The sequence below is a fragment of the Streptomyces sp. 7N604 genome, from assembly GCF_052245475.1.
Lineage (GTDB): Bacteria > Actinomycetota > Actinomycetes > Streptomycetales > Streptomycetaceae > Streptomyces.
This window is the reverse complement of the sequence record NZ_JBQQBX010000014.1, coordinates 47351-65686: the sequence shown is the minus strand read 5'-3', so window position 1 is coordinate 65686 and position 18336 is coordinate 47351. Positions and strand designations below refer to the sequence as shown.

Here is an 18336-nt window from a genome sequence, read left to right as displayed (position 1 = left end):
AGCCTGGCGGAACTGGTCCTGGGAGGAACCCCAGGAATTACTTGGCCTTCTCGAGGATCTCGACGACGCGCCAGCGCTTGGTCGCGGACAGCGGCCGGGTCTCCATGAGGAGGACGCGGTCACCGATACCCGCAGCGTTCTGCTCGTCGTGCGCCTTGAGCTTGTTCGTACGGCGGATGACCTTGCCGTACAGCGCGTGCTTGACGCGGTCCTCGACGGCGACGACGACGGTCTTGTCCATCTTGTCGCTGACGACCAGACCCTCACGGGTCTTGCGGAATCCGCGCTCCTGCTTCGTTTCAGTCACATTCTTCTCGCTCATCAGGCGCTCTCCACCGTCTCGATGCCGAGCTCGCGCTCCCGCATCAGGGTGTAGATCCGGGCGATGTCCTTGCGGACGGCCTTCAGCCGGCCGTGGTTCTCGAGCTGTCCGGTCGCCGCCTGGAAGCGGAGGTTGAACAGCTCCTCCTTGGCCTCACGCAGCTTGGCAACGAGGTCCTCGTTGTTCAGCTCGCGCAGCTCGGACGCCTTGGTTCCGGCCGCCATCACGACTCACCTGCCTCGCGCCGAACGATCCGGCACTTCATCGGAAGCTTGTGCGCGGCGCGGGTGAGCGCCTCGCGAGCAATCTTCTCGTTCGGGTAGGACAGCTCGAACATCACCCGGCCGGGCTTGACGTTCGCGACCCACCACTCCGGAGAACCCTTACCGGAACCCATGCGGGTCTCGGCCGGCTTCTTCGTGAGCGGGCGGTCCGGGTAGATGTTGATCCAGACCTTGCCACCACGCTTGATGTGGCGGGTCATGGCGATACGAGCCGACTCGATCTGACGGTTCGTCACGTACGCCGGGGTCACCGCCTGGATGCCGTACTCGCCGAACGCAAGCTCGGTGCCGCCCTTGGCCATACCGCTGCGCTTCGGGTGGTGCTGCTTGCGGTGCTTGACCCTACGGGGGATCAGCATGACGGTCAGGCCTCCGTTCCGCCGGTAGAAGGGGACGCAGCCTCAGCAGCCGGGGCCGCCGGAGCCTCGGCCTTGGGGGCCTCGGCAGCGGGAGCCTGCTGCTGCTGCGGCTTGCGGCCGCGGCCGCGCTCGCCACCCCGGCCACCACGGGCCGGGCGCTCACCGGCGCCACGCGACGGGCGCTGGCCGGCGCGGGCGGCGGCGTTCTCGGCGCGGACCTCGGCGATGTTCTTGACGTCGCCCTTGTAGATCCAGACCTTCACACCGATACGGCCGAAGGTCGTCTTGGCCTCGAAGAAGCCGTAGTCGACGTTCGCACGGAGCGTGTGCAGGGGCACGCGGCCCTCGCGGTAGAACTCCGAGCGGGACATCTCGGCGCCGCCGAGACGGCCACCACACTGGATCTTGATGCCCTTGGCGCCGGCCTTCATCGTCGACTGCATGCTCTTGCGCATGGCGCGACGGAAGGAGACGCGGGAGGAGAGCTGCTCGGCGACGGCCTGGGCGACCAGCTGAGCATCGGTCTCGGGGTTCTTGACCTCGAGGATGTTCAGCTGGACCTGCTTGCCGGTGAGCTTCTCCAGCTCGCCGCGGATGCGGTCGGCCTCCGCGCCGCGGCGGCCGATGACGATGCCCGGCCGGGCGGTGTGGATGTCGACGCGGACGCGGTCACGGGTGCGCTCGATCTCCACCTTGGAGATACCGGCGCGCTCCATGCCCTTCGTCATCATCCGGCGGATGGCGACGTCTTCCTTGACGTAGTCCTTGTACAGCTTGTCGGCGTACCAGCGGGACTTGAAGTCCGTGGTCACACCAAGCCGGAACCCGTGCGGGTTAACCTTCTGGCCCATTACCGGGTTCCTTCCTTGCTGCTGACGACCACGGTGATGTGGCTGGTCCGCTTGCGGATCCGGTAGGCACGGCCCTGGGCACGCGGACGGAACCGCTTCAGGGTCGGGCCCTCGTCGACGTACGCCTCGGAGATGAAGAGGCTGTCGGCGTCGGTGTGGTCGTAGTTGTGCGCGGCGTTGGCGATGGCGCTGTCGAGCACCTTGCCGACCGGCACGCTCGCGGCCTGCGGAGCGAATCGCAGGACCGCCTGAGCCTCCGTGGCATCCATGCCACGGATGAGGTCCACCACGCGGCGGGCCTTCATGGGCGTGACGCGGATGTACCGCGCCTGGGCCCTGGCTTCCATGGTTGTCCCTTCGGTGTCTGTCATCGGTCTTCGCTTGTTCCGCAGATCAGCGACGACGCGACTTGCGGTCGTCCTTCTCATGGCCGCGGAAGGTGCGGGTCGGCGCGAACTCGCCGAGCTTGTGGCCGACCATCGACTCGGTGACGAACACCGGGACGTGCTTGCGGCCGTCGTGCACCGCGATCGTGTGGCCGAGCATGGCCGGGACGATCATCGAGCGGCGGGACCAGGTCTTGATGACGTTTTTGGTGCCTGCGTCGTTCTGTGTGTCCACCTTCTTGCTCAGGTGGTCGTCGACGAAAGGCCCCTTCTTCAGACTGCGCGGCATCGAACCCTGCTCCTAGCGCTTCTTGGTGGTCTTGCGGCGGCGGACGATGAGCTTGCTGCTGGCCTTCTTCGGCGAGCGCGTACGTCCTTCCTTCTGACCCCACGGGGAGACCGGGTGACGGCCACCGGAGGTCTTGCCCTCACCACCACCGTGCGGGTGGTCAACGGGGTTCATGGCGACACCGCGGACGGTCGGGCGGACGCCCTTCCACCGCATACGGCCGGCCTTGCCCCAGTTGATGTTCGACTGCTCGGCGTTGCCGACCTCGCCAACGGTGGCGCGGCAGCGGACGTCGACCAGCCGGACCTCGCCCGACGGCATGCGCAGGTGGGCGTAGGCGCCCTCCTTCGCCATCAGCTGCACGGAGGAACCGGCGGAGCGGGCGATCTTCGCACCGCCGCCGGGCCGCAGCTCGATGGCGTGCAGAGTCGTACCCACCGGGATGTTGCGCAGCGGGAGGTTGTTGCCGGGCTTGATGTCGGCCCCGGGGCCGTTCTCGACCCGGTCGCCCTGGCTCAGCCGAGCCGGGGCGAGGATGTAGCGCTTCTCGCCGTCCGCGTAGTGCAGGAGCGCGATGCGCGCGGTGCGGTTCGGGTCGTACTCGATGTGCGCGACCTTGGCCGGCACGCCGTCCTTGTCGTGACGACGGAAGTCGATCACGCGGTAGGCGCGCTTGTGGCCACCGCCCTGGTGGCGAACGGTCACACGACCGGCGTTGTTACGGCCGCCCTTGCTGTGCAGCGGGCGGACCAGCGACTTCTCCGGCGTGGACCGCGTGACCTCGACAAAGTCGGCGACGCTGGAGCCACGACGGCCCGGGGTCGTCGGCTTGTACTTGCGGATACCCATTTCTCAGTCCTCGTCCGATTCCGGACGACTCGGACTCCGTTAGGAGACCGGGCCGCCGAAGATGTCGATACGGTCGCCCTCGGCGAGGGTCACGATGGCGCGCTTGGTGTCCTTGCGCTTGCCGTAGCCGGTGCGGGTGCGCTTGCGCTTGCCCTGCCGGTTGATCGTGTTGACCCCGGTGACCTTGACCGAGAAGACCGCCTCGACGGCCTGCTTGATCTGGGTCTTGTTCGCACGCGGGTCGACGATGAACGTGTACTTGTTCTCGTCCAGCAGCGCGTAGCTCTTCTCCGACACGACCGGCTTGACGAGCACGTCGCGCGGGTCGGTGTAGGTCTTGCTGGTGACAGCGGTCGCCTCAGTCATCAGGCGTCGCTCCCTTCGAGCTGAGCGGCCTTGGGGCCAGCCACGAAGGACTCGAAGGCGGCCTTGGTGAAGACCACGTCGTCGGAGACGAGCACGTCGTACGTGTTCAGCTGGCCCGGCTCCAGGATGTGGACCTGGGGCAGGTTGCGGGCGGACAGCCACGCGGCCTCGTCGGTCCGCTCGGCGACCAGGAGCAGGTTCCTGCGCTCGCTGATTCTGCCGAACAGGGTCTTGGCGGCCTTGGTGGAGATCTCGCCCTCGACCACGCCGGAGACGACGTGGATGCGGTTGTGGCGCGCCCGGTCGGAGAGGGCACCGCGCAGGGCGGCGGCCTTCATCTTCTTCGGGGTGCGCTGCGAGTAGTCCCGCGGCACGGGGCCGTGCACGACGCCACCGCCGGCGAACTGCGGAGCGCGGGTCGAACCCTGGCGCGCCCGGCCGGTGCCCTTCTGGCGGTACGGCTTCTTGCCACCGCCGCGGACCTCGCCGCGGGTCTTCGTCTTGTGCGTGCCCTGGCGGGCAGCGGCCAGCTGGGCGACGACGACCTGGTGGATCAGCGGAACGCTGACCTGCGCGTCGAAGATCTCCGCGGGGAGCTCGACGGACCCGGCCTTGTCGCCTGCCGGCGAAAGGATGTCAATGGTGCTCATCGGTTACCTCAGGCCCCCTTGGCCGCGGTACGGACCAGGACGAGGCCGCCGTTCGGACCGGGGACGGCGCCCTTGATGAGCAGCAGTCCCTTCTCCGCGTCAACGGCGTGGACGGTCAGGTTCTGGGTGGTGACCCGCTCGTTGCCCATGCGGCCGGCCATGCGCAGGCCCTTGAACACGCGGCCCGGGGTGGCGCAGCCACCGATGGAGCCGGGCGAGCGGTGCTTGCGCTGCGTGCCGTGGCCGGCGCCGAGGCCGCCGAAGCCGTGGCGCTTCATGACACCGGCGGTGCCCTTGCCCTTGCTGGTGCCGGTCACGTCGACCTTGACACCGGACTCGAACACCTCGGCGGTGACCTCCTGGCCGAGCGTGTACTCGCCGGCGTCGACGGTACGCAGCTCCACCAGGTGGCGGCGCGGGGTGACGTTCGCCTTGGCGAAGTGGCCCTTGAGGGGCTTGTTCACCTTGCGCGGGTCGATCTCGCCGAAGGCGATCTGGACGGCGTCGTAGCCGTCGCTGTCAGCGGTACGGACCTGGGTGACGACGCAGGGACCGGCCTTGACGACGGTGACCGGGACGACGCGGTTGTTCTCGTCCCACACCTGCGTCATGCCGAGCTTCTCGCCCAGGACGCCCTTGATCTGCTTAGCCATCTCGCGCGTCACCTCAGAGCTTGATCTCGATGTCGACGCCGGCCGGCAGGTCGAGACGCATCAGCGAGTCGACGGTCTTCGGCGTGGGGTCGAGGATGTCGATGAGGCGCTTGTGCGTACGCATCTCGAAGTGCTCGCGCGAGTCCTTGTACTTGTGCGGCGACTTGATGACGCAGTACACGTTCTTCTCAGTGGGCAGCGGCACCGGGCCCGCGACCGACGCACCAGTACGGGTCACCGTCTCGACGATCTTCTTCGCCGAGGAATCGATGACCTCGTGGTCGTAGGCCTTGAGCCGGATGCGGATCTTCTGTCCCGCCATGGCTACTTCGTAGTCCTGTCTCTCGTAACGCTCTGGGACCCGGCAGGCCCTTCTTCTCCGACCCCCGCGGTCGGGCGTGTCGCAGTCCCGCCAAACAGATATCCCGTGAGAGATTCCCTGCGAGGGGGGTGCGGGGCACGAGCCGCGGGGCCGGGGGTGAGACCCACCGGGTGCCTGGCCGGTGCCCCGCTGACGCTTCCCGGAAGATTCCCGTACTTCCACCCCTGAGAAGGGGTGACGAGTACTGCGGGACTCGCTTCCAGTCCTCCCGGCGGGAGGCGCGCAGCATCGGCACTCAACCGAGCAACCTGGACAGTGTGCCACACGCCGACTCGCCAACGCCAATCGGCGCATATACCACGCGAAGAGGCCCCGTACACACTGGGTGTACGGGGCCTTTCATCGGTTGCTCCTAGGAGCGCCGGGTCACTTGGTGATCTTGGTGACCTGGCCGGCGCCGACGGTCCGGCCACCCTCACGGATGGCGAACTTCAGGCCCTCCTCCATGGCGACCGGCTGGATCAGCTGGACGGACATGGAGGTGTTGTCGCCCGGCATGACCATCTCGGTGCCCTCGGGGAGGGTCACCACGCCGGTCACGTCAGTCGTACGGAAGTAGAACTGCGGGCGGTAGTTGTTGAAGAACGGGGTGTGGCGGCCGCCCTCGTCCTTCGACAGGATGTACGCCTGGGCCTCGAACTCGGTGTGCGGGGTGACCGTGCCCGGCTTGATGATGACCTGGCCGCGCTCGACGTCCTCACGCTTGATGCCGCGGAGCAGCAGACCGACGTTCTCACCGGCCTGACCCTCGTCGAGCAGCTTGCGGAACATCTCGATACCGGTGACCGTCGTGGAGGTCTTCTCCGGCTTGATACCGATGATGTCGACGTTCTCGTTGACCTTGAGGACACCACGCTCGATACGGCCGGTGACGACCGTGCCGCGGCCGGTGATGGTGAAGACGTCCTCGATCGGCATCAGGAACGGCTTCTCGACGTCGCGCTCCGGAGTCGGGATCGACTCGTCGACAGCCTTCATCAGGTTGAGGACGGACTCGCCCCACTCCTTGTCGCCCTCGAGCGCCTTGAGCGCCGAGACCTTGACGACCGGAACCTCGTCACCCGGGAACTCGTACTCGGAGAGCAGCTCGCGGACCTCGAGCTCGACGAGCTCCAGGATCTCCTCGTCGTCCACCATGTCGGCCTTGTTCAGGGCGACGACGATGTACGGAACGCCGACCTGGCGGGCCAGGAGCACGTGCTCCTTGGTCTGCGGCATCGGGCCGTCGGTGGCGGCGACCACGAGGATGGCGCCGTCCATCTGCGCCGCACCGGTGATCATGTTCTTGATGTAGTCCGCGTGACCCGGGCAGTCAACGTGGGCGTAGTGACGCGTCTCCGTCTGGTACTCGACGTGCGCGATGGAGATCGTGATACCGCGCTGGCGCTCCTCAGGAGCCTTGTCGATCTGATCGAAGGCCGAGGCCTCATTCAGCTCCGGGTACGCGTCGTGCAGCACCTTGGTGATCGCCGCGGTAAGAGTGGTCTTACCGTGGTCGATGTGACCGATGGTGCCGATGTTGACGTGCGGCTTAGTCCGCTCGAACTTCGCCTTCGCCACTGGGGTCCTCCTGTGGACTGGTGCTGTACTCCACCCGCGCTTTGCGAGTGGGTTCAGGTGGTCTTACCGAACCCGACCAGGACCCCGAGGGGATGCCCTTGGCCGTATTCGCTTGGGGGCCGGCGGCGGGGCCCGCCGTAAAGTGCGAACACTTTACGGCGGAATGCCCCGATGCCTTTGCTCCAGCCTAAAGCGTAAGAAACGTGGGCGAAGCCCCGTTACTCACCCTTGGCCTTCGCGATGATCTCCTCCGCCACGTTCCTGGGAACCTCGGCGTAGGAGTCGAACTGCATGGAGTAGCTCGCACGACCAGAGGTCTTGCTGCGCAGGTCTCCGACGTAGCCGAACATCTCCGACAGCGGAACCAGACCGGTGACCAGCTTGGCGCCGGCCCGGTCCTCCATGGACTGGATCTGCCCGCGGCGGGAGTTGATGTCGCCGATCACGTCGCCCATGTAGTCCTCGGGCGTCGTGACCTCGACCTTCATCATCGGCTCGAGCAGGGCCGGGCTGGCCTTGCGCGCGGCCTCCTTGAAGGCCATCGAACCGGCGATCTTGAACGCGAGCTCGGAGGAGTCGACGTCGTGGTAGGCGCCGTCGAGCAGCGTCACCTTCACGCCGGTCAGCGGGTAGCCGGCCAGCACGCCGAACTCCATGGCCTCCTGGCAGCCCGCGTCCACGGACGGGATGTACTCCCGCGGGATACGGCCACCGGTGACCTTGTTCTCGAACTGGTAGCCCTCACCGTCGAGAGGCTCGATCGCGATCTGCACCTTCGCGAACTGGCCGGAACCACCAGTCTGCTTCTTGTGCGTGTAGTCGACCCTGTCGACGGCCTTGCGCAGCGTCTCGCGGTACGCGACCTGCGGCTTGCCGACGTTCGCCTCGACCCGGAACTCGCGCTTCATACGGTCGACCAGCACATCGAGGTGCAGCTCGCCCATACCCGCGATGATCGTCTGGCCGGTCTCCTCGTCGGTGTTGACCTGGAAGGACGGGTCCTCCTCGGCCAGCCGCTGGATCGCGACGCCCAGCTTCTCCTGGTCGCCCTTCGACTTGGGCTCGATGGCGACCTGAATCACCGGGGCCGGGAAGTCCATCGACTCCAGGATCACCGGGTTCGACGCGTCGCAGAGGGTCTCACCGGTGGTGGTCTGCTTGAGACCCATGACGGCGACGATGTCACCGGCACCCACCGACTCGATCTCCTCACGCTTGTTCGCGTGCATCCGGTAGATCTTGCCGATGCGCTCCTTCTTGCCCTTCACGGAGTTCTGCACCTGGGTGCCGGTCACCATGCGGCCCGAGTAGACCCGGACGAAGGTGAGCTTGCCGAGGTGCGGGTCGCTCATGATCTTGAAGGCGAGACCGGAGAACGGCTCGTCCTCGGACGGCTTGCGGCTGACGACCTGCTCCGGGTCGTTGACCGCGTGGCCCTCGATCGCCTCGATGTCGATCGGCGACGGCAGGTACCGCACGACCGCGTCGAGCAGGGGCTGAACGCCCTTGTTCTTGAACGCGGTACCGCAGAACACCGGCGTGACCGTGGTGTCGCCGCCCTTGCCGGAGTTGATGGTGATGCGGCGGATCGCCGCGATCAGCTGCTCCTCGGTGGGCTCCTCGCCCTCGAGGTACAGCTCCATCATCTCCTCGTCGTTCTCGGCGACGGCCTCGAGCAGCTTGCCGCGCCACTCGTCGGCCGCCTCGACGTGGGTGTCCGGGATGTCGACGGTGTCGTACATCTCGCCCTTGGTGGCCTCGGCGGACCACACCAGAGCCTTCATACGAACCAGGTCGACGACACCCCTGAAGTCCGCCTCGGTGCCGATCGGCAGCTGCATGACCAGCGGCGTCGCGCCCAGCCGGTCGACGATCATGTCGACGCAGCGGTGGAACTCGGCGCCGGTGCGGTCGAGCTTGTTGACGAAGCAGATACGCGGAACGCCATAGCGGTCCGCCTGACGCCACACCGTCTCGGACTGGGGCTCGACACCGGCAACGCCGTCGAACACCGTCACAGCACCGTCGAGCACGCGCAGCGAGCGCTCCACCTCGACCGTGAAGTCGACGTGGCCAGGGGTGTCGATGATGTTGATCGTGTGGTCGACATTGTCCAGCGGCCAGTGACAGGTCGTCGCGGCCGAGGTGATCGTGATGCCGCGCTCCTGCTCCTGCTCCATCCAGTCCATCGTGGCAGCGCCGTCGTGGACTTCACCGATCTTGTAGGAGACACCGGTGTAGAACAGGATCCGCTCGGTGGTCGTCGTCTTGCCCGCGTCGATGTGGGCCATGATCCCGATATTGCGGACCTTGGCCAGGTCAAGCGAAGTGGTAGCCATAAGGCTCAGTCTTCTCTCGGATCTCGATGTGGGTTAGCGACTACCAGCGGTAGTGCGCGAAGGCCTTGTTGGACTCGGCCATCTTGTGGGTGTCCTCGCGACGCTTGACGGAGGCGCCGAGACCGTTGCTGGCGTCCAGCAGCTCGTTCATCAGGCGCTCGGTCATGGTCTTCTCGCGGCGGGCGCGGGAGTAGCCCACGAGCCAGCGCAGAGCGAGGGTGGAGGAGCGGCCGGGGCGGACCTCGACCGGCACCTGGTAGGTGGCGCCACCGACGCGGCGGGAGCGGACCTCGAGGGTCGGCTTCACGTTCTCCAGGGCGCGCTTGAGCGTGATGACCGGGTCGTTGCCGGTCTTCTCGCGCAGGCCCTCCATGGCGCCGTAGACGATGCGCTCGGCGGTGGAGCGCTTGCCGTTCAGCAGCACCTTGTTGATGAGCGAGGTGACCAGAGGAGAGCCGTAGACCGGGTCGATGATGACCGGGCGCTTCGGGGCGGGGCCCTTACGAGGCATGCTTACTTCTCCTTCTTGGCGCCGTAACGGCTGCGGGCCTGCTTGCGGTTCTTGACACCCTGGGTGTCGAGCGAACCGCGGATGATCTTGTAGCGAACACCCGGCAGGTCCTTCACACGGCCACCACGCACGAGCACGATGGAGTGCTCCTGCAGGTTGTGTCCCTCACCCGGGATATAAGCGGTGACCTCGATCCCGCTGGTCAGACGCACACGCGCGACCTTACGCAGGGCCGAGTTCGGCTTCTTCGGGGTGGTCGTGAACACGCGCGTGCAGACGCCGCGGCGCTGAGGCGAACCCTCAAGTGCGGGCGTCTTGTTCTTTTCGACCTTGTCCTGCCGGCCCTTGCGGACCAGCTGCTGGATCGTAGGCACCGTTTCTCCGGTTTCTGTGTGCCGTATCAGTGAAGCTAACCTGGGGCTTCTCCGACCCACGCGGTCGGGTGTGTCGCGTACCTCATACGACTCCCGCAGGGCGGAAAGTGCGTATGTGGACGGCGCTTCGGCCTCGGCATCCCGTGCGGTCGATTGCACGCACAAGAACCCGGGCACACCCCAGGCACAAGGTCAGAGCGTACCTATAGCACCGGCTCCGGTCAAAACAAAAGCACCCTGTGCAGGACACACCGGCTTGCAACATACGACACAGGGCGGCCACCCCGCCATGGGGTGGCCGCCCTGTGGACGTCCTTGCGGACGGATCGCCTTACTGGTTGTACGGACCGTAGTCGTAGTCCTCCAGCGGAACCGCCTGGCCGGAGCCCGTGCCGAAGGGCGAGTAGTCGATGTCGTCGTAGCCGACAGCCGAGTACATCGCGGCCTTCGCCTCCTCGGTCGGCTCGACCCGGATGTTGCGGTAGCGGGACAGGCCCGTACCGGCCGGGATGAGCTTACCGATGATCACGTTCTCCTTGAGGCCGATCAGGGAGTCCGACTTGGCGTTGATCGCCGCGTCGGTCAGGACCCTGGTCGTCTCCTGGAAGGACGCCGCCGACAGCCAGGACTCGGTCGCCAGCGAGGCCTTGGTGATACCCATCAGCTGCGGACGGCCGGAGGCCGGGTGGCCGCCTTCCTGGACGACACGGCGGTTCTCACCCTCGAAGCGCGTGCGCTCCACGAGCTCGCCCGGCAGCAACTCCGCGTCGCCGGACTCGATGATCGTCACGCGGCGCAGCATCTGCCGGATGATGATCTCGATGTGCTTGTCGTGGATCGACACACCCTGCGAGTTGTAGACCTTCTGGACCTCGCCGACCAGGTGGACCTGGACGGCCCGCTGGCCGAGGATCCGCAGCACGTCGTGCGGGTTGACCGCACCGACGGTCAGCGGCTGGCCGACCTCGACGTGGTCGCCCTCGCCCACCAGGAGCCGGGCTCGCTTCGAGACGCCGTACGAGGTCTCGTCGGAGCCGTCGTCCGGGGTGACGACGAGCTTCTTGGTCTTCTCGGTCTCCTCGATCCGGACGCGGCCGGCGGCCTCCGAGATCGGCGCGACGCCCTTGGGCGTACGGGCCTCGAAGAGCTCGACGACACGCGGCAGACCCTGGGTGATGTCGTCACCGGCCACACCACCGGTGTGGAAGGTACGCATCGTCAGCTGGGTGCCGGGCTCACCGATGGACTGGGCCGCGATGATGCCGACGGCCTCGCCGATGTCCACCAGCTTGCCGGTGGCCAGGGAGCGGCCGTAGCACATGGCGCAGGTGCCGACCGCGGACTCGCAGGTCAGGACCGAGCGGGTCTTGACCGTCCCGACGCCGTGCCGGACCAGCTCGTCGATGAGCACGTCGCCCAGGTCGGTGCCGGCCGGGGCCAGCACCTTGCCGTCGACGACGATGTCCTCGGCGAGGCAGCGCGCGTACACGCTGGTCTCGACGTTCTCGGCCTTGCGCAGCACGCCGTCGGCGCCCTTGGAGGCGATCACCAGCTTGAGGCCGCGGTCGGTGCCGCAGTCCTCCTCGCGGATGATCACGTCCTGCGAGACGTCGACCAGACGACGGGTCAGGTAACCCGAGTCGGCGGTACGCAGGGCGGTGTCCGCGAGACCCTTACGTGCACCGTGCGTGGAGATGAAGTACTCCAGCACGGAGAGACCCTCACGGAACGACGCCTTGATGGGCCGCGGGATGGTCTCGTTCTTCGCGTTGGACACCAGCCCACGCATACCCGCGATCTGACGCATCTGCATCATGTTTCCGCGAGCACCCGAGTTGACCATCATGAAGATGGGGTTGGTCTTCGGGAAGTTCGCGGTCATCGCCTCGGCAACCTCGTTGGTCGCCTTGGTCCAGATCGCGATGAGCTCCTGCGTGCGCTCGTCCTTGGTGATCAGACCGCGCTCGTACTGCTTCTGGACCTTCTCGTCCTGCGCCTCGTAGCCCGTGATGATGGCCTTCTTGGCCTCGGGCACGACGATGTCGGTGACCGCGACGGTGACACCGGAGCGGGTGGCCCAGTGGAAGCCCGCCGCCTTCAGGTTGTCGAGCGTCGCCGCCACGATGACCTTCGGGTAGCGCTCGGCGAGGTCGTTGACGATCTCGGAGAGCTGCTTCTTGCCCACCGAGTAGTCGACGAACGGGTAGTCCTCGGGCAGCAGCTCGTTGAAGAGCGCGCGGCCCAGGGTCGTGCGCAGCGTGAAGCTGTCGCCCGGCTGCCACTCCGGCTCACCCTCCTCCGGAACCGGCGGGGTCCAGCCGCGGGGCGGGACGGTGCCGATCGGGAAGCGGATGTCGACCTTCGCCTGGAGCGAGAGCTCCCGGGCGTCGAACGCCATGATCGCCTCGGCGACCGAGGAGAACGAGCGGCCCTCGCCCTTGACGTCCCGCTCCGCCTCGTCGGTGGTGAGGAAGAACAGGCCGAGCACCATGTCCTGGGTCGGCATGGTGACCGGGCGGCCGTCGGCGGGCTTGAGGATGTTGTTCGAGGACAGCATCAGGATGCGGGCCTCGGCCTGGGCCTCCGCGGACAGCGGCAGGTGCACGGCCATCTGGTCACCGTCGAAGTCCGCGTTGAACGCGGTGCAGACGAGCGGGTGGATCTGAATGGCCTTGCCCTCGACCAGCTGCGGCTCGAAGGCCTGGATGCCGAGGCGGTGCAGGGTCGGCGCACGGTTGAGCAGCACCGGGTGCTCGGCGATGACCTCTTCCAGCACGTCGTACACGACCGTACGGCCGCGCTCGACCATGCGCTTGGCCGACTTGATGTTCTGCGCGTGGTTGAGGTCAACCAGGCGCTTCATCACGAACGGCTTGAAGAGCTCCAGCGCCATGGCCTTGGGCAGACCGCACTGGTGCAGCTTGAGCTGCGGGCCGACGACGATGACCGAACGGGCCGAGTAGTCGACGCGCTTGCCGAGCAGGTTCTGACGGAACCGGCCCTGCTTGCCCTTGAGCATGTCGGACAGCGACTTCAGCGGGCGGTTGCCCGGGCCGGTCACCGGCCGGCCGCGGCGGCCGTTGTCGAACAGCGCGTCGACGGCCTCCTGCAGCATCCGCTTCTCGTTGTTCACGATGATCTCGGGCGCGCCGAGGTCGAGAAGCCGCTTGAGGCGGTTGTTCCGGTTGATGACGCGGCGGTACAGGTCGTTCAGGTCGGAGGTCGCGAAGCGGCCACCGTCCAGCTGCACCATCGGGCGCAGGTCCGGCGGGATCACCGGGACGCAGTCCAGCACCATGCCCTTGGGGCTGTTGCTGGTCTGCAGGAAGGCGGAGACGACCTTGAGGCGCTTGAGCGCACGGGTCTTCTTCTGGCCCTTCCCGGTCCGGATGATCTCGCGGAGGCGCTCCGCCTCCTCGTCGAGGTTGAAGGTCTCCAGGCGCTTCTGCAGAGCAGCGGCGCCCATGGAGCCGTCGAAGTACGTGCCGAAGCGGTCCCGCAGCTCGCGGTAGAGCAGCTCGTCGCCCTCGAGGTCCTGGACCTTGAGGTTCTTGAAGCGGGTCCACACCTCGTCGAGACGGTCGATCTCGCGCTGGGCCCGGTCGCGCAGCTGCTTCATCTCGCGCTCGGCACCCTCGCGCACCTTGCGGCGCACGTCGGCCTTGGCACCCTCGGCCTCGAGCTCGGCCAGGTCGGCCTCGAGCTTCTTGGCGCGGGCCTCGAGATCGGCGTCGCGGCGCTGCTCGACCTGCTGGCGCTCGACGGAGACATGGGCCTCCAGCGAGGGCAGGTCGCGCGTACGGCGCTCCTCGTCCACCCACGTGATCATGTAGGCGGCGAAGTAGATGACCTTCTCGAGGTCCTTCGGGGCGAGGTCGAGCAGGTAGCCCAGGCGCGACGGGACGCCCTTGAAGTACCAGATGTGTGTCACGGGGGCGGCCAGCTCGATGTGGCCCATCCGCTCGCGTCGCACCTTGGCGCGAGTGACCTCGACGCCGCAGCGCTCGCAGATGATGCCCTTGAAGCGGACGCGCTTGTACTTACCGCAGTAGCACTCCCAGTCCCGGGTCGGACCGAAGATCTTCTCGCAGAAGAGTCCGTCCTTTTCGGGCTTGAGGGTGCGGTAGTTGATGGTCTCCGGCTTCTTGACCTCACCGTGCGACCACTGACGGATGTCGTCAGCGGTGGCCAGGCCGATCCGCAGCTCGTCGAAGAAGTTGACGTCGAGCACTTGTCGTCAATCCCTCTTTCGGGGTCGTGTCTTCAGGGGTCTGACTCAGGGTCCGGATGGGGGTCCCCCCAGGCCGTTCAGGCTCTGGGGGAGGACGGGGCTCACGTTGGGAGCCCCGTCCAGACCCGTCAGACCTCTTCGACGCTGCTCGGCTCGCGCCGGGACAGGTCGATACCGAGCTCCTCCGCAGCGCGGAAGACGTCCTCGTCGGTGTCGCGCATCTCGATGGACATGCCGTCCGAGGACAGCACCTCCACGTTGAGGCACAGGGACTGCATCTCCTTGATGAGCACCTTGAAGGACTCGGGGATGCCGGGCTCAGGGATGTTCTCGCCCTTGACGATGGCCTCGTAGACCTTCACGCGGCCGGTGACGTCGTCGGACTTGATGGTCAGCAGCTCCTGGAGGGCGTAGGCGGCGCCGTAGGCCTCGAGGGCCCACACCTCCATCTCGCCGAAGCGCTGGCCACCGAACTGGGCCTTACCACCCAGCGGCTGCTGGGTGATCATCGAGTACGGGCCGGTCGACCGGGCGTGCAGCTTGTCGTCGACCAGGTGGTGCAGCTTGAGGATGTACATGTACCCGACCGAGATCGGGTCCGGGAAGGGCTCGCCGGAGCGGCCGTCGTACAACCGGGCCTTGCCGGAGGGCAGGACGAGCCGGTCGCCGTCCCGGTTCGGGACCGTCGCCTCGAAGAGGCCGGCGATCTCGTCCTCGCGCGCACCGTCGAACACCGGGGTGGCGACGTTGGTACCGGGCTGCACCTCGTCGGCGCCGATGACCTGGAGGCGCTTCATCCAGTCCTCGTTGCCCTCGACCTTCCAGCCCTGGCTGGCGAGCCAGCCGAGGTGGATCTCCAGGACCTGTCCCGGGTTCATCCGGGACGGGACGCCCAGCGGGTTGAGGATGATGTCGACCGGGGTGCCGTCCTCCAGGAACGGCATGTCCTCGACCGGAAGGATCTTGGAGATGACGCCCTTGTTGCCGTGGCGGCCGGCGAGCTTGTCACCGTCGGTGATCTTGCGCTTCTGCGCGACGTAGACGCGGACCAGCTGGTTCACGCCCGGCGGCAGCTCGTCGCCCTCCTCGCGGTCGAAAACGCGCACGCCGATGACCTTGCCGGTCTCGCCGTGCGGCACCTTCAGCGAGGTGTCACGGACCTCACGGGCCTTCTCACCGAAGATCGCACGGAGCAGGCGCTCCTCCGGGGTCAGCTCGGTCTCGCCCTTCGGGGTGACCTTGCCGACCAGGATGTCGCCCGCGACGACCTCGGCACCGATGCGGATGATGCCGCGCTCGTCGAGGTCGGCGAGGACCTCCTCGGAGACGTTCGGGATGTCCCGGGTGATCTCCTCGGGGCCGAGCTTGGTGTCGCGGGCGTCGACCTCGTGCTCCTCGATGTGGATCGAGGAGAGGACGTCGTCCTGCACCAGGCGCTGGCTGAGGATGATCGCGTCCTCGTAGTTGTGGCCCTCCCACGGCATGAACGCCACGAGCAGGTTCTTGCCGAGCGCCATCTCGCCCTCGTCCGTGGACGGACCGTCGGCGAGGACCTGGCCCTCGATCACCCGCGCGCCCTCGTCCACGACGACCTTCTGGTTGAAGGAAGTGCCCTGGTTGGAGCGGTTGAACTTGGCCACCCGGTAGGTGGTGTACGTGCCGTCGTCGTTGGCGACGGTGACGTAGTCCGCGGAGACCTCCTGGACCACACCCGCCTTCTCGGCCTTGATGACGTCGCCCGCGTCGACCGCGCAGCGGTACTCCATGCCGGTGCCGACCAGCGGGGCCTCGGCCCGGATGAGCGGCACGGCCTGGCGCATCATGTTCGATCCCATGAGCGCGCGGTTGGCGTCGTCGTGCTCGAGGAACGGGATCATGGCCGTCGCGACCGACACCATCTGGCGCGGCGAGACGTCCATGTAGTCCACGTCGGTGCCCGGCACGTAGTCGACCTCGCCGCCACGGCGGCGGACCAGCACGCGGGCCTCGGCGAAGTGGTTGTCGTCCGTCAGCGGCGCGTTGGCCTGCGCGATGACGAAGCGGTCCTCCTCGTCCGCGGTGAGGAAGTTCACCTCATCGGTGACGACACCCTTCTCGTCGACCTTGCGGTACGGCGTCTCGACGAAGCCGAACGCGTTGACCCGGCCGTACGAGGCGAGCGAGCCGATCAGACCGATGTTCGGGCCCTCGGGCGTCTCGATCGGGCACATGCGGCCGTAGTGCGACGGGTGCACGTCACGGACCTCGAAGCCCGCCCGCTCACGGGACAGACCGCCCGGACCCAGCGCCGACAGGCGGCGCTTGTGGGTCAGACCCGACAGCGGGTTGGTCTGGTCCATGAACTGGGAGAGCTGGCTGGTGCCGAAGAACTCCTTGATGGAGGCGACGACCGGCCGGATGTTGATCAGGGTCTGCGGCGTGATCGCCTCGACGTCCTGGGTCGTCATGCGCTCGCGCACGACGCGCTCCATCCGCGCCAGACCCGTACGGACCTGGTTCTGGATGAGCTCGCCGACGTTGCGCAGACGGCGGTTGCCGAAGTGGTCGATGTCGTCGGTCTCGACGACGATCTGGCTGCCGTTCTCGCCGACCGTCTCGATCTCACCCGCGTGCAGCTTGACCAGGTACTTGATCGTCGCGATGACGTCGTCCGTGGTCAGCACGCCGGCGTCGAGCGGCTGGTCCCCGCCGAGCTTCTTGTTCACCTTGTAGCGGCCGACCTTCGCGAGGTCGTAGCGCTTCGGGTTGAAGTAGAGGTTCTCGAGCAGGGTCTGCGCGGCCTCGCGGGTCGGCGGCTCGCCCGGCCGCAGCTTGCGGTAGATGTCGAGCAGCGCGTCGTCCTGGCCCTGGGTGTGGTCCTTCTCCAGGGTGGCGCGCATGGACTCGTACTCGCCGAACTCCTCGAGGATCTGCTCGGTGGTCCAGCCGAGCGCCTTGAGGAGGACGGTCACGGACTGCTTGCGCTTGCGGTCGATGCGGACACCGACCATGTCGCGCTTGTCGATCTCCATCTCGAGCCAGGCACCCCGGGAGGGGATGATCTTGGCGGAGAAGATGTCCTTGTCGGACGTCTTGTCGATGGAGCTGTCGAAGTAGACACCGGGAGAGCGGACCAGCTGCGATACGACGACACGCTCGGTGCCGTTGATCACGAAGGTGCCCTTGTTGGTCATGAGGGGGAAGTCACCCATGAAGACCGTCTGGGACTTGATCTCACCGGTCTCGTTGTTGGTGAATTCCGCGGTGACGAACAGCGGAGCCGCGTAGGTGAAGTCGCGCTCCTTGCACTCGTCGATCGAGTTCTTCGGCGGCTCGAAGCGGTGGTCGCGGAAGGTCAGCGACATCGACCCGGAGAAGTCCTCGATCGGGGAGATCTCTTCGAAGATCTCCTCCAGACCGGACTTGGTGGGGACGTCCTGTCCACTCTCCAGGGCCGACTCGACGCGAGCCTTCCAGGCGGCATTGCCGAGCAGCCAGTCGAAGCTCTCGGTTTGCAGCGCAAGGAGGTTCGGAACCTCGAGGGGCTCCTTGATCTTCGCAAAAGAGATGCGCAGCGGGGCGGTGCTGGCGCCGTTGTTCGTATTGGCAGTCGAGGCGTTGCGCGAGGCGGCCAAGAGGGGGTCCTTCCGAGGGCTCGGACTCACTACGCGCGTACCGGTCCAGTTCGATACACACCGGCAGAATTCCCAGGTCAGGGAGTCCATTCAATAATGATCGAACGTGGGCTTGCCCCTGGTGACGGGCAGGGAGCAGCTAACAGGCAGCGCAAAGGGTCAGTGTAGCCACTTGGCCCACTGATGTCCAGACCGGTTCCCCGGACCCCGGGGTGCGTCCCTCGTTGTTCTTCATCGCCTGCAAGCCACGCGCTGGAAGCGCATATCGATCCTGCCCTCTTCGTCTGCGATCCATGCCTCGGAATCCTGGATCGGT

17 protein-coding genes are annotated in these 18336 nt (G+C 66.7%); all 17 read right to left on the bottom strand.

The window, feature by feature from the left end; all coding sequences use genetic code 11:
* Nucleotides 1–37 precede the first annotated feature (37 nt).
* The 17 genes from rpsQ to rpoB all read right to left on the bottom strand — a co-directional run bounded on the left by rpsQ (nucleotide 38) and on the right by rpoB (nucleotide 18020).
* Nucleotides 38–322 (bottom strand): 30S ribosomal protein S17, encoded by a 285-nt coding sequence (gene rpsQ / locus ACTWP8_RS17005; RefSeq protein ID WP_443269981.1) that lies wholly within the window; start codon nucleotides 320–322, stop codon nucleotides 38–40.
* The gene (gene rpmC, locus ACTWP8_RS17000; RefSeq protein WP_065963002.1) at nucleotides 322–546 is read right to left on the bottom strand and encodes a 50S ribosomal protein L29; all 225 of its coding nucleotides are present in this window, start codon (nucleotides 544–546) and stop codon (nucleotides 322–324) included. The genes rpsQ and rpmC overlap by 1 nt, the downstream gene beginning before the upstream one ends.
* Nucleotides 546–965, bottom strand: a complete 420-nt coding sequence (rplP, locus tag ACTWP8_RS16995) for a 50S ribosomal protein L16 (protein WP_055470929.1) — start codon at nucleotides 963–965, stop codon at nucleotides 546–548. Before rplP ends, rpmC begins: the two co-directional genes overlap by 1 nt.
* A 5-nt stretch (nucleotides 966–970) precedes the next feature.
* Nucleotides 971–1816: a 30S ribosomal protein S3 gene (rpsC, locus tag ACTWP8_RS16990; RefSeq protein ID WP_443319066.1), complete on the bottom strand. Its 846-nt coding sequence runs from the start codon at nucleotides 1814–1816 to the stop codon at nucleotides 971–973.
* Nucleotides 1816–2163, bottom strand: coding sequence for a 50S ribosomal protein L22 (gene rplV / locus ACTWP8_RS16985; protein ID WP_003974262.1), 348 nt, complete (start codon nucleotides 2161–2163; stop codon nucleotides 1816–1818). The genes rpsC and rplV overlap by 1 nt, the downstream gene beginning before the upstream one ends.
* 46 nt (nucleotides 2164–2209) lie before the next feature.
* The gene (gene rpsS, locus ACTWP8_RS16980; protein ID WP_393656566.1) at nucleotides 2210–2491 is read right to left on the bottom strand and encodes a 30S ribosomal protein S19; all 282 of its coding nucleotides are present in this window, start codon (nucleotides 2489–2491) and stop codon (nucleotides 2210–2212) included.
* Between the two features lie 12 nt (nucleotides 2492–2503).
* Complete coding sequence (gene rplB, locus ACTWP8_RS16975; protein ID WP_443319067.1) at nucleotides 2504–3340, bottom strand: 50S ribosomal protein L2; 837 nt, start codon at nucleotides 3338–3340, stop codon at nucleotides 2504–2506.
* Nucleotides 3341–3379: 39 nt separating this feature from the next.
* Nucleotides 3380–3706 carry a 50S ribosomal protein L23 gene (gene rplW, locus ACTWP8_RS16970; protein WP_443319068.1) on the bottom strand — a complete coding sequence of 109 codons (327 nt, stop codon included), beginning with the start codon at nucleotides 3704–3706 and terminating at the stop codon, nucleotides 3380–3382.
* Nucleotides 3706–4356 (bottom strand): 50S ribosomal protein L4, encoded by a 651-nt coding sequence (gene rplD / locus ACTWP8_RS16965; RefSeq protein ID WP_443322987.1) that lies wholly within the window; start codon nucleotides 4354–4356, stop codon nucleotides 3706–3708. Before rplD ends, rplW begins: the two co-directional genes overlap by 1 nt.
* Nucleotides 4357–4364: 8 nt before the next feature.
* Nucleotides 4365–5009 (bottom strand): 50S ribosomal protein L3, encoded by a 645-nt coding sequence (rplC, locus tag ACTWP8_RS16960; protein WP_443322986.1) that lies wholly within the window; start codon nucleotides 5007–5009, stop codon nucleotides 4365–4367.
* Nucleotides 5010–5022: 13 nt separating this feature from the next.
* A complete protein-coding gene (gene rpsJ, locus ACTWP8_RS16955; RefSeq protein WP_003948644.1) occupies nucleotides 5023–5331 on the bottom strand; it encodes a 30S ribosomal protein S10 in 309 nt (102 codons plus the stop codon).
* Between the two features lie 426 nt (nucleotides 5332–5757).
* Nucleotides 5758–6951: an elongation factor Tu gene (gene tuf / locus ACTWP8_RS16950; protein WP_443322985.1), complete on the bottom strand. Its 1194-nt coding sequence runs from the start codon at nucleotides 6949–6951 to the stop codon at nucleotides 5758–5760.
* Between the two features lie 218 nt (nucleotides 6952–7169).
* Nucleotides 7170–9290 carry an elongation factor G gene (gene fusA / locus ACTWP8_RS16945; protein WP_443322984.1) on the bottom strand — a complete coding sequence of 707 codons (2121 nt, stop codon included), beginning with the start codon at nucleotides 9288–9290 and terminating at the stop codon, nucleotides 7170–7172.
* A 40-nt stretch (nucleotides 9291–9330) separates the two neighbouring features.
* Nucleotides 9331–9801, bottom strand: coding sequence for a 30S ribosomal protein S7 (rpsG, locus tag ACTWP8_RS16940; RefSeq protein WP_443319073.1), 471 nt, complete (start codon nucleotides 9799–9801; stop codon nucleotides 9331–9333).
* A 2-nt stretch (nucleotides 9802–9803) separates the two neighbouring features.
* Entirely contained in the window at nucleotides 9804–10175 is a 372-nt protein-coding gene (gene rpsL, locus ACTWP8_RS16935; RefSeq protein WP_003948652.1) for a 30S ribosomal protein S12, read from the bottom strand.
* Nucleotides 10176–10506: 331 nt separating this feature from the next.
* Entirely contained in the window at nucleotides 10507–14406 is a 3900-nt protein-coding gene (locus ACTWP8_RS16930) for a DNA-directed RNA polymerase subunit beta' (RefSeq protein ID WP_443322983.1), read from the bottom strand.
* A gap of 128 nt (nucleotides 14407–14534) precedes the next feature.
* Nucleotides 14535–18020 (bottom strand): DNA-directed RNA polymerase subunit beta, encoded by a 3486-nt coding sequence (gene rpoB / locus ACTWP8_RS16925; RefSeq protein WP_443322982.1) that lies wholly within the window; start codon nucleotides 18018–18020, stop codon nucleotides 14535–14537.
* Nucleotides 18021–18336 lie beyond the last annotated feature (316 nt).

What these genes read in the sequence shown, in the direction of transcription:
- rpsQ (WP_443269981.1), bottom strand. Translation starts at nt 322, where the DNA reads ATGAGCGAGAAGAATGTGACTGAAACGAAGCAGGAGCGCGGATTCCGC.
- rplD (WP_443322987.1), bottom strand. Translation starts at nt 4,356, where the DNA reads ATGAGCACCATTGACATCCTTTCGCCGGCAGGCGACAAGGCCGGGTCC.
- rpsC (WP_443319066.1), bottom strand. Translation starts at nt 1,816, where the DNA reads ATGGGCCAGAAGGTTAACCCGCACGGGTTCCGGCTTGGTGTGACCACG.
- rpmC (WP_065963002.1), bottom strand. Translation starts at nt 546, where the DNA reads ATGGCGGCCGGAACCAAGGCGTCCGAGCTGCGCGAGCTGAACAACGAG.
- rpsJ (WP_003948644.1), bottom strand. Translation starts at nt 5,331, where the DNA reads ATGGCGGGACAGAAGATCCGCATCCGGCTCAAGGCCTACGACCACGAG.
- rplB (WP_443319067.1), bottom strand. Translation starts at nt 3,340, where the DNA reads ATGGGTATCCGCAAGTACAAGCCGACGACCCCGGGCCGTCGTGGCTCC.
- rplP (WP_055470929.1), bottom strand. Translation starts at nt 965, where the DNA reads ATGCTGATCCCCCGTAGGGTCAAGCACCGCAAGCAGCACCACCCGAAG.
- rplV (WP_003974262.1), bottom strand. Translation starts at nt 2,163, where the DNA reads ATGGAAGCCAGGGCCCAGGCGCGGTACATCCGCGTCACGCCCATGAAG.
- rplW (WP_443319068.1), bottom strand. Translation starts at nt 3,706, where the DNA reads ATGACTGAGGCGACCGCTGTCACCAGCAAGACCTACACCGACCCGCGC.
- rpsG (WP_443319073.1), bottom strand. Translation starts at nt 9,801, where the DNA reads ATGCCTCGTAAGGGCCCCGCCCCGAAGCGCCCGGTCATCATCGACCCG.
- fusA (WP_443322984.1), bottom strand. Translation starts at nt 9,290, where the DNA reads ATGGCTACCACTTCGCTTGACCTGGCCAAGGTCCGCAATATCGGGATC.
- rplC (WP_443322986.1), bottom strand. Translation starts at nt 5,009, where the DNA reads ATGGCTAAGCAGATCAAGGGCGTCCTGGGCGAGAAGCTCGGCATGACG.
- rpsS (WP_393656566.1), bottom strand. Translation starts at nt 2,491, where the DNA reads ATGCCGCGCAGTCTGAAGAAGGGGCCTTTCGTCGACGACCACCTGAGC.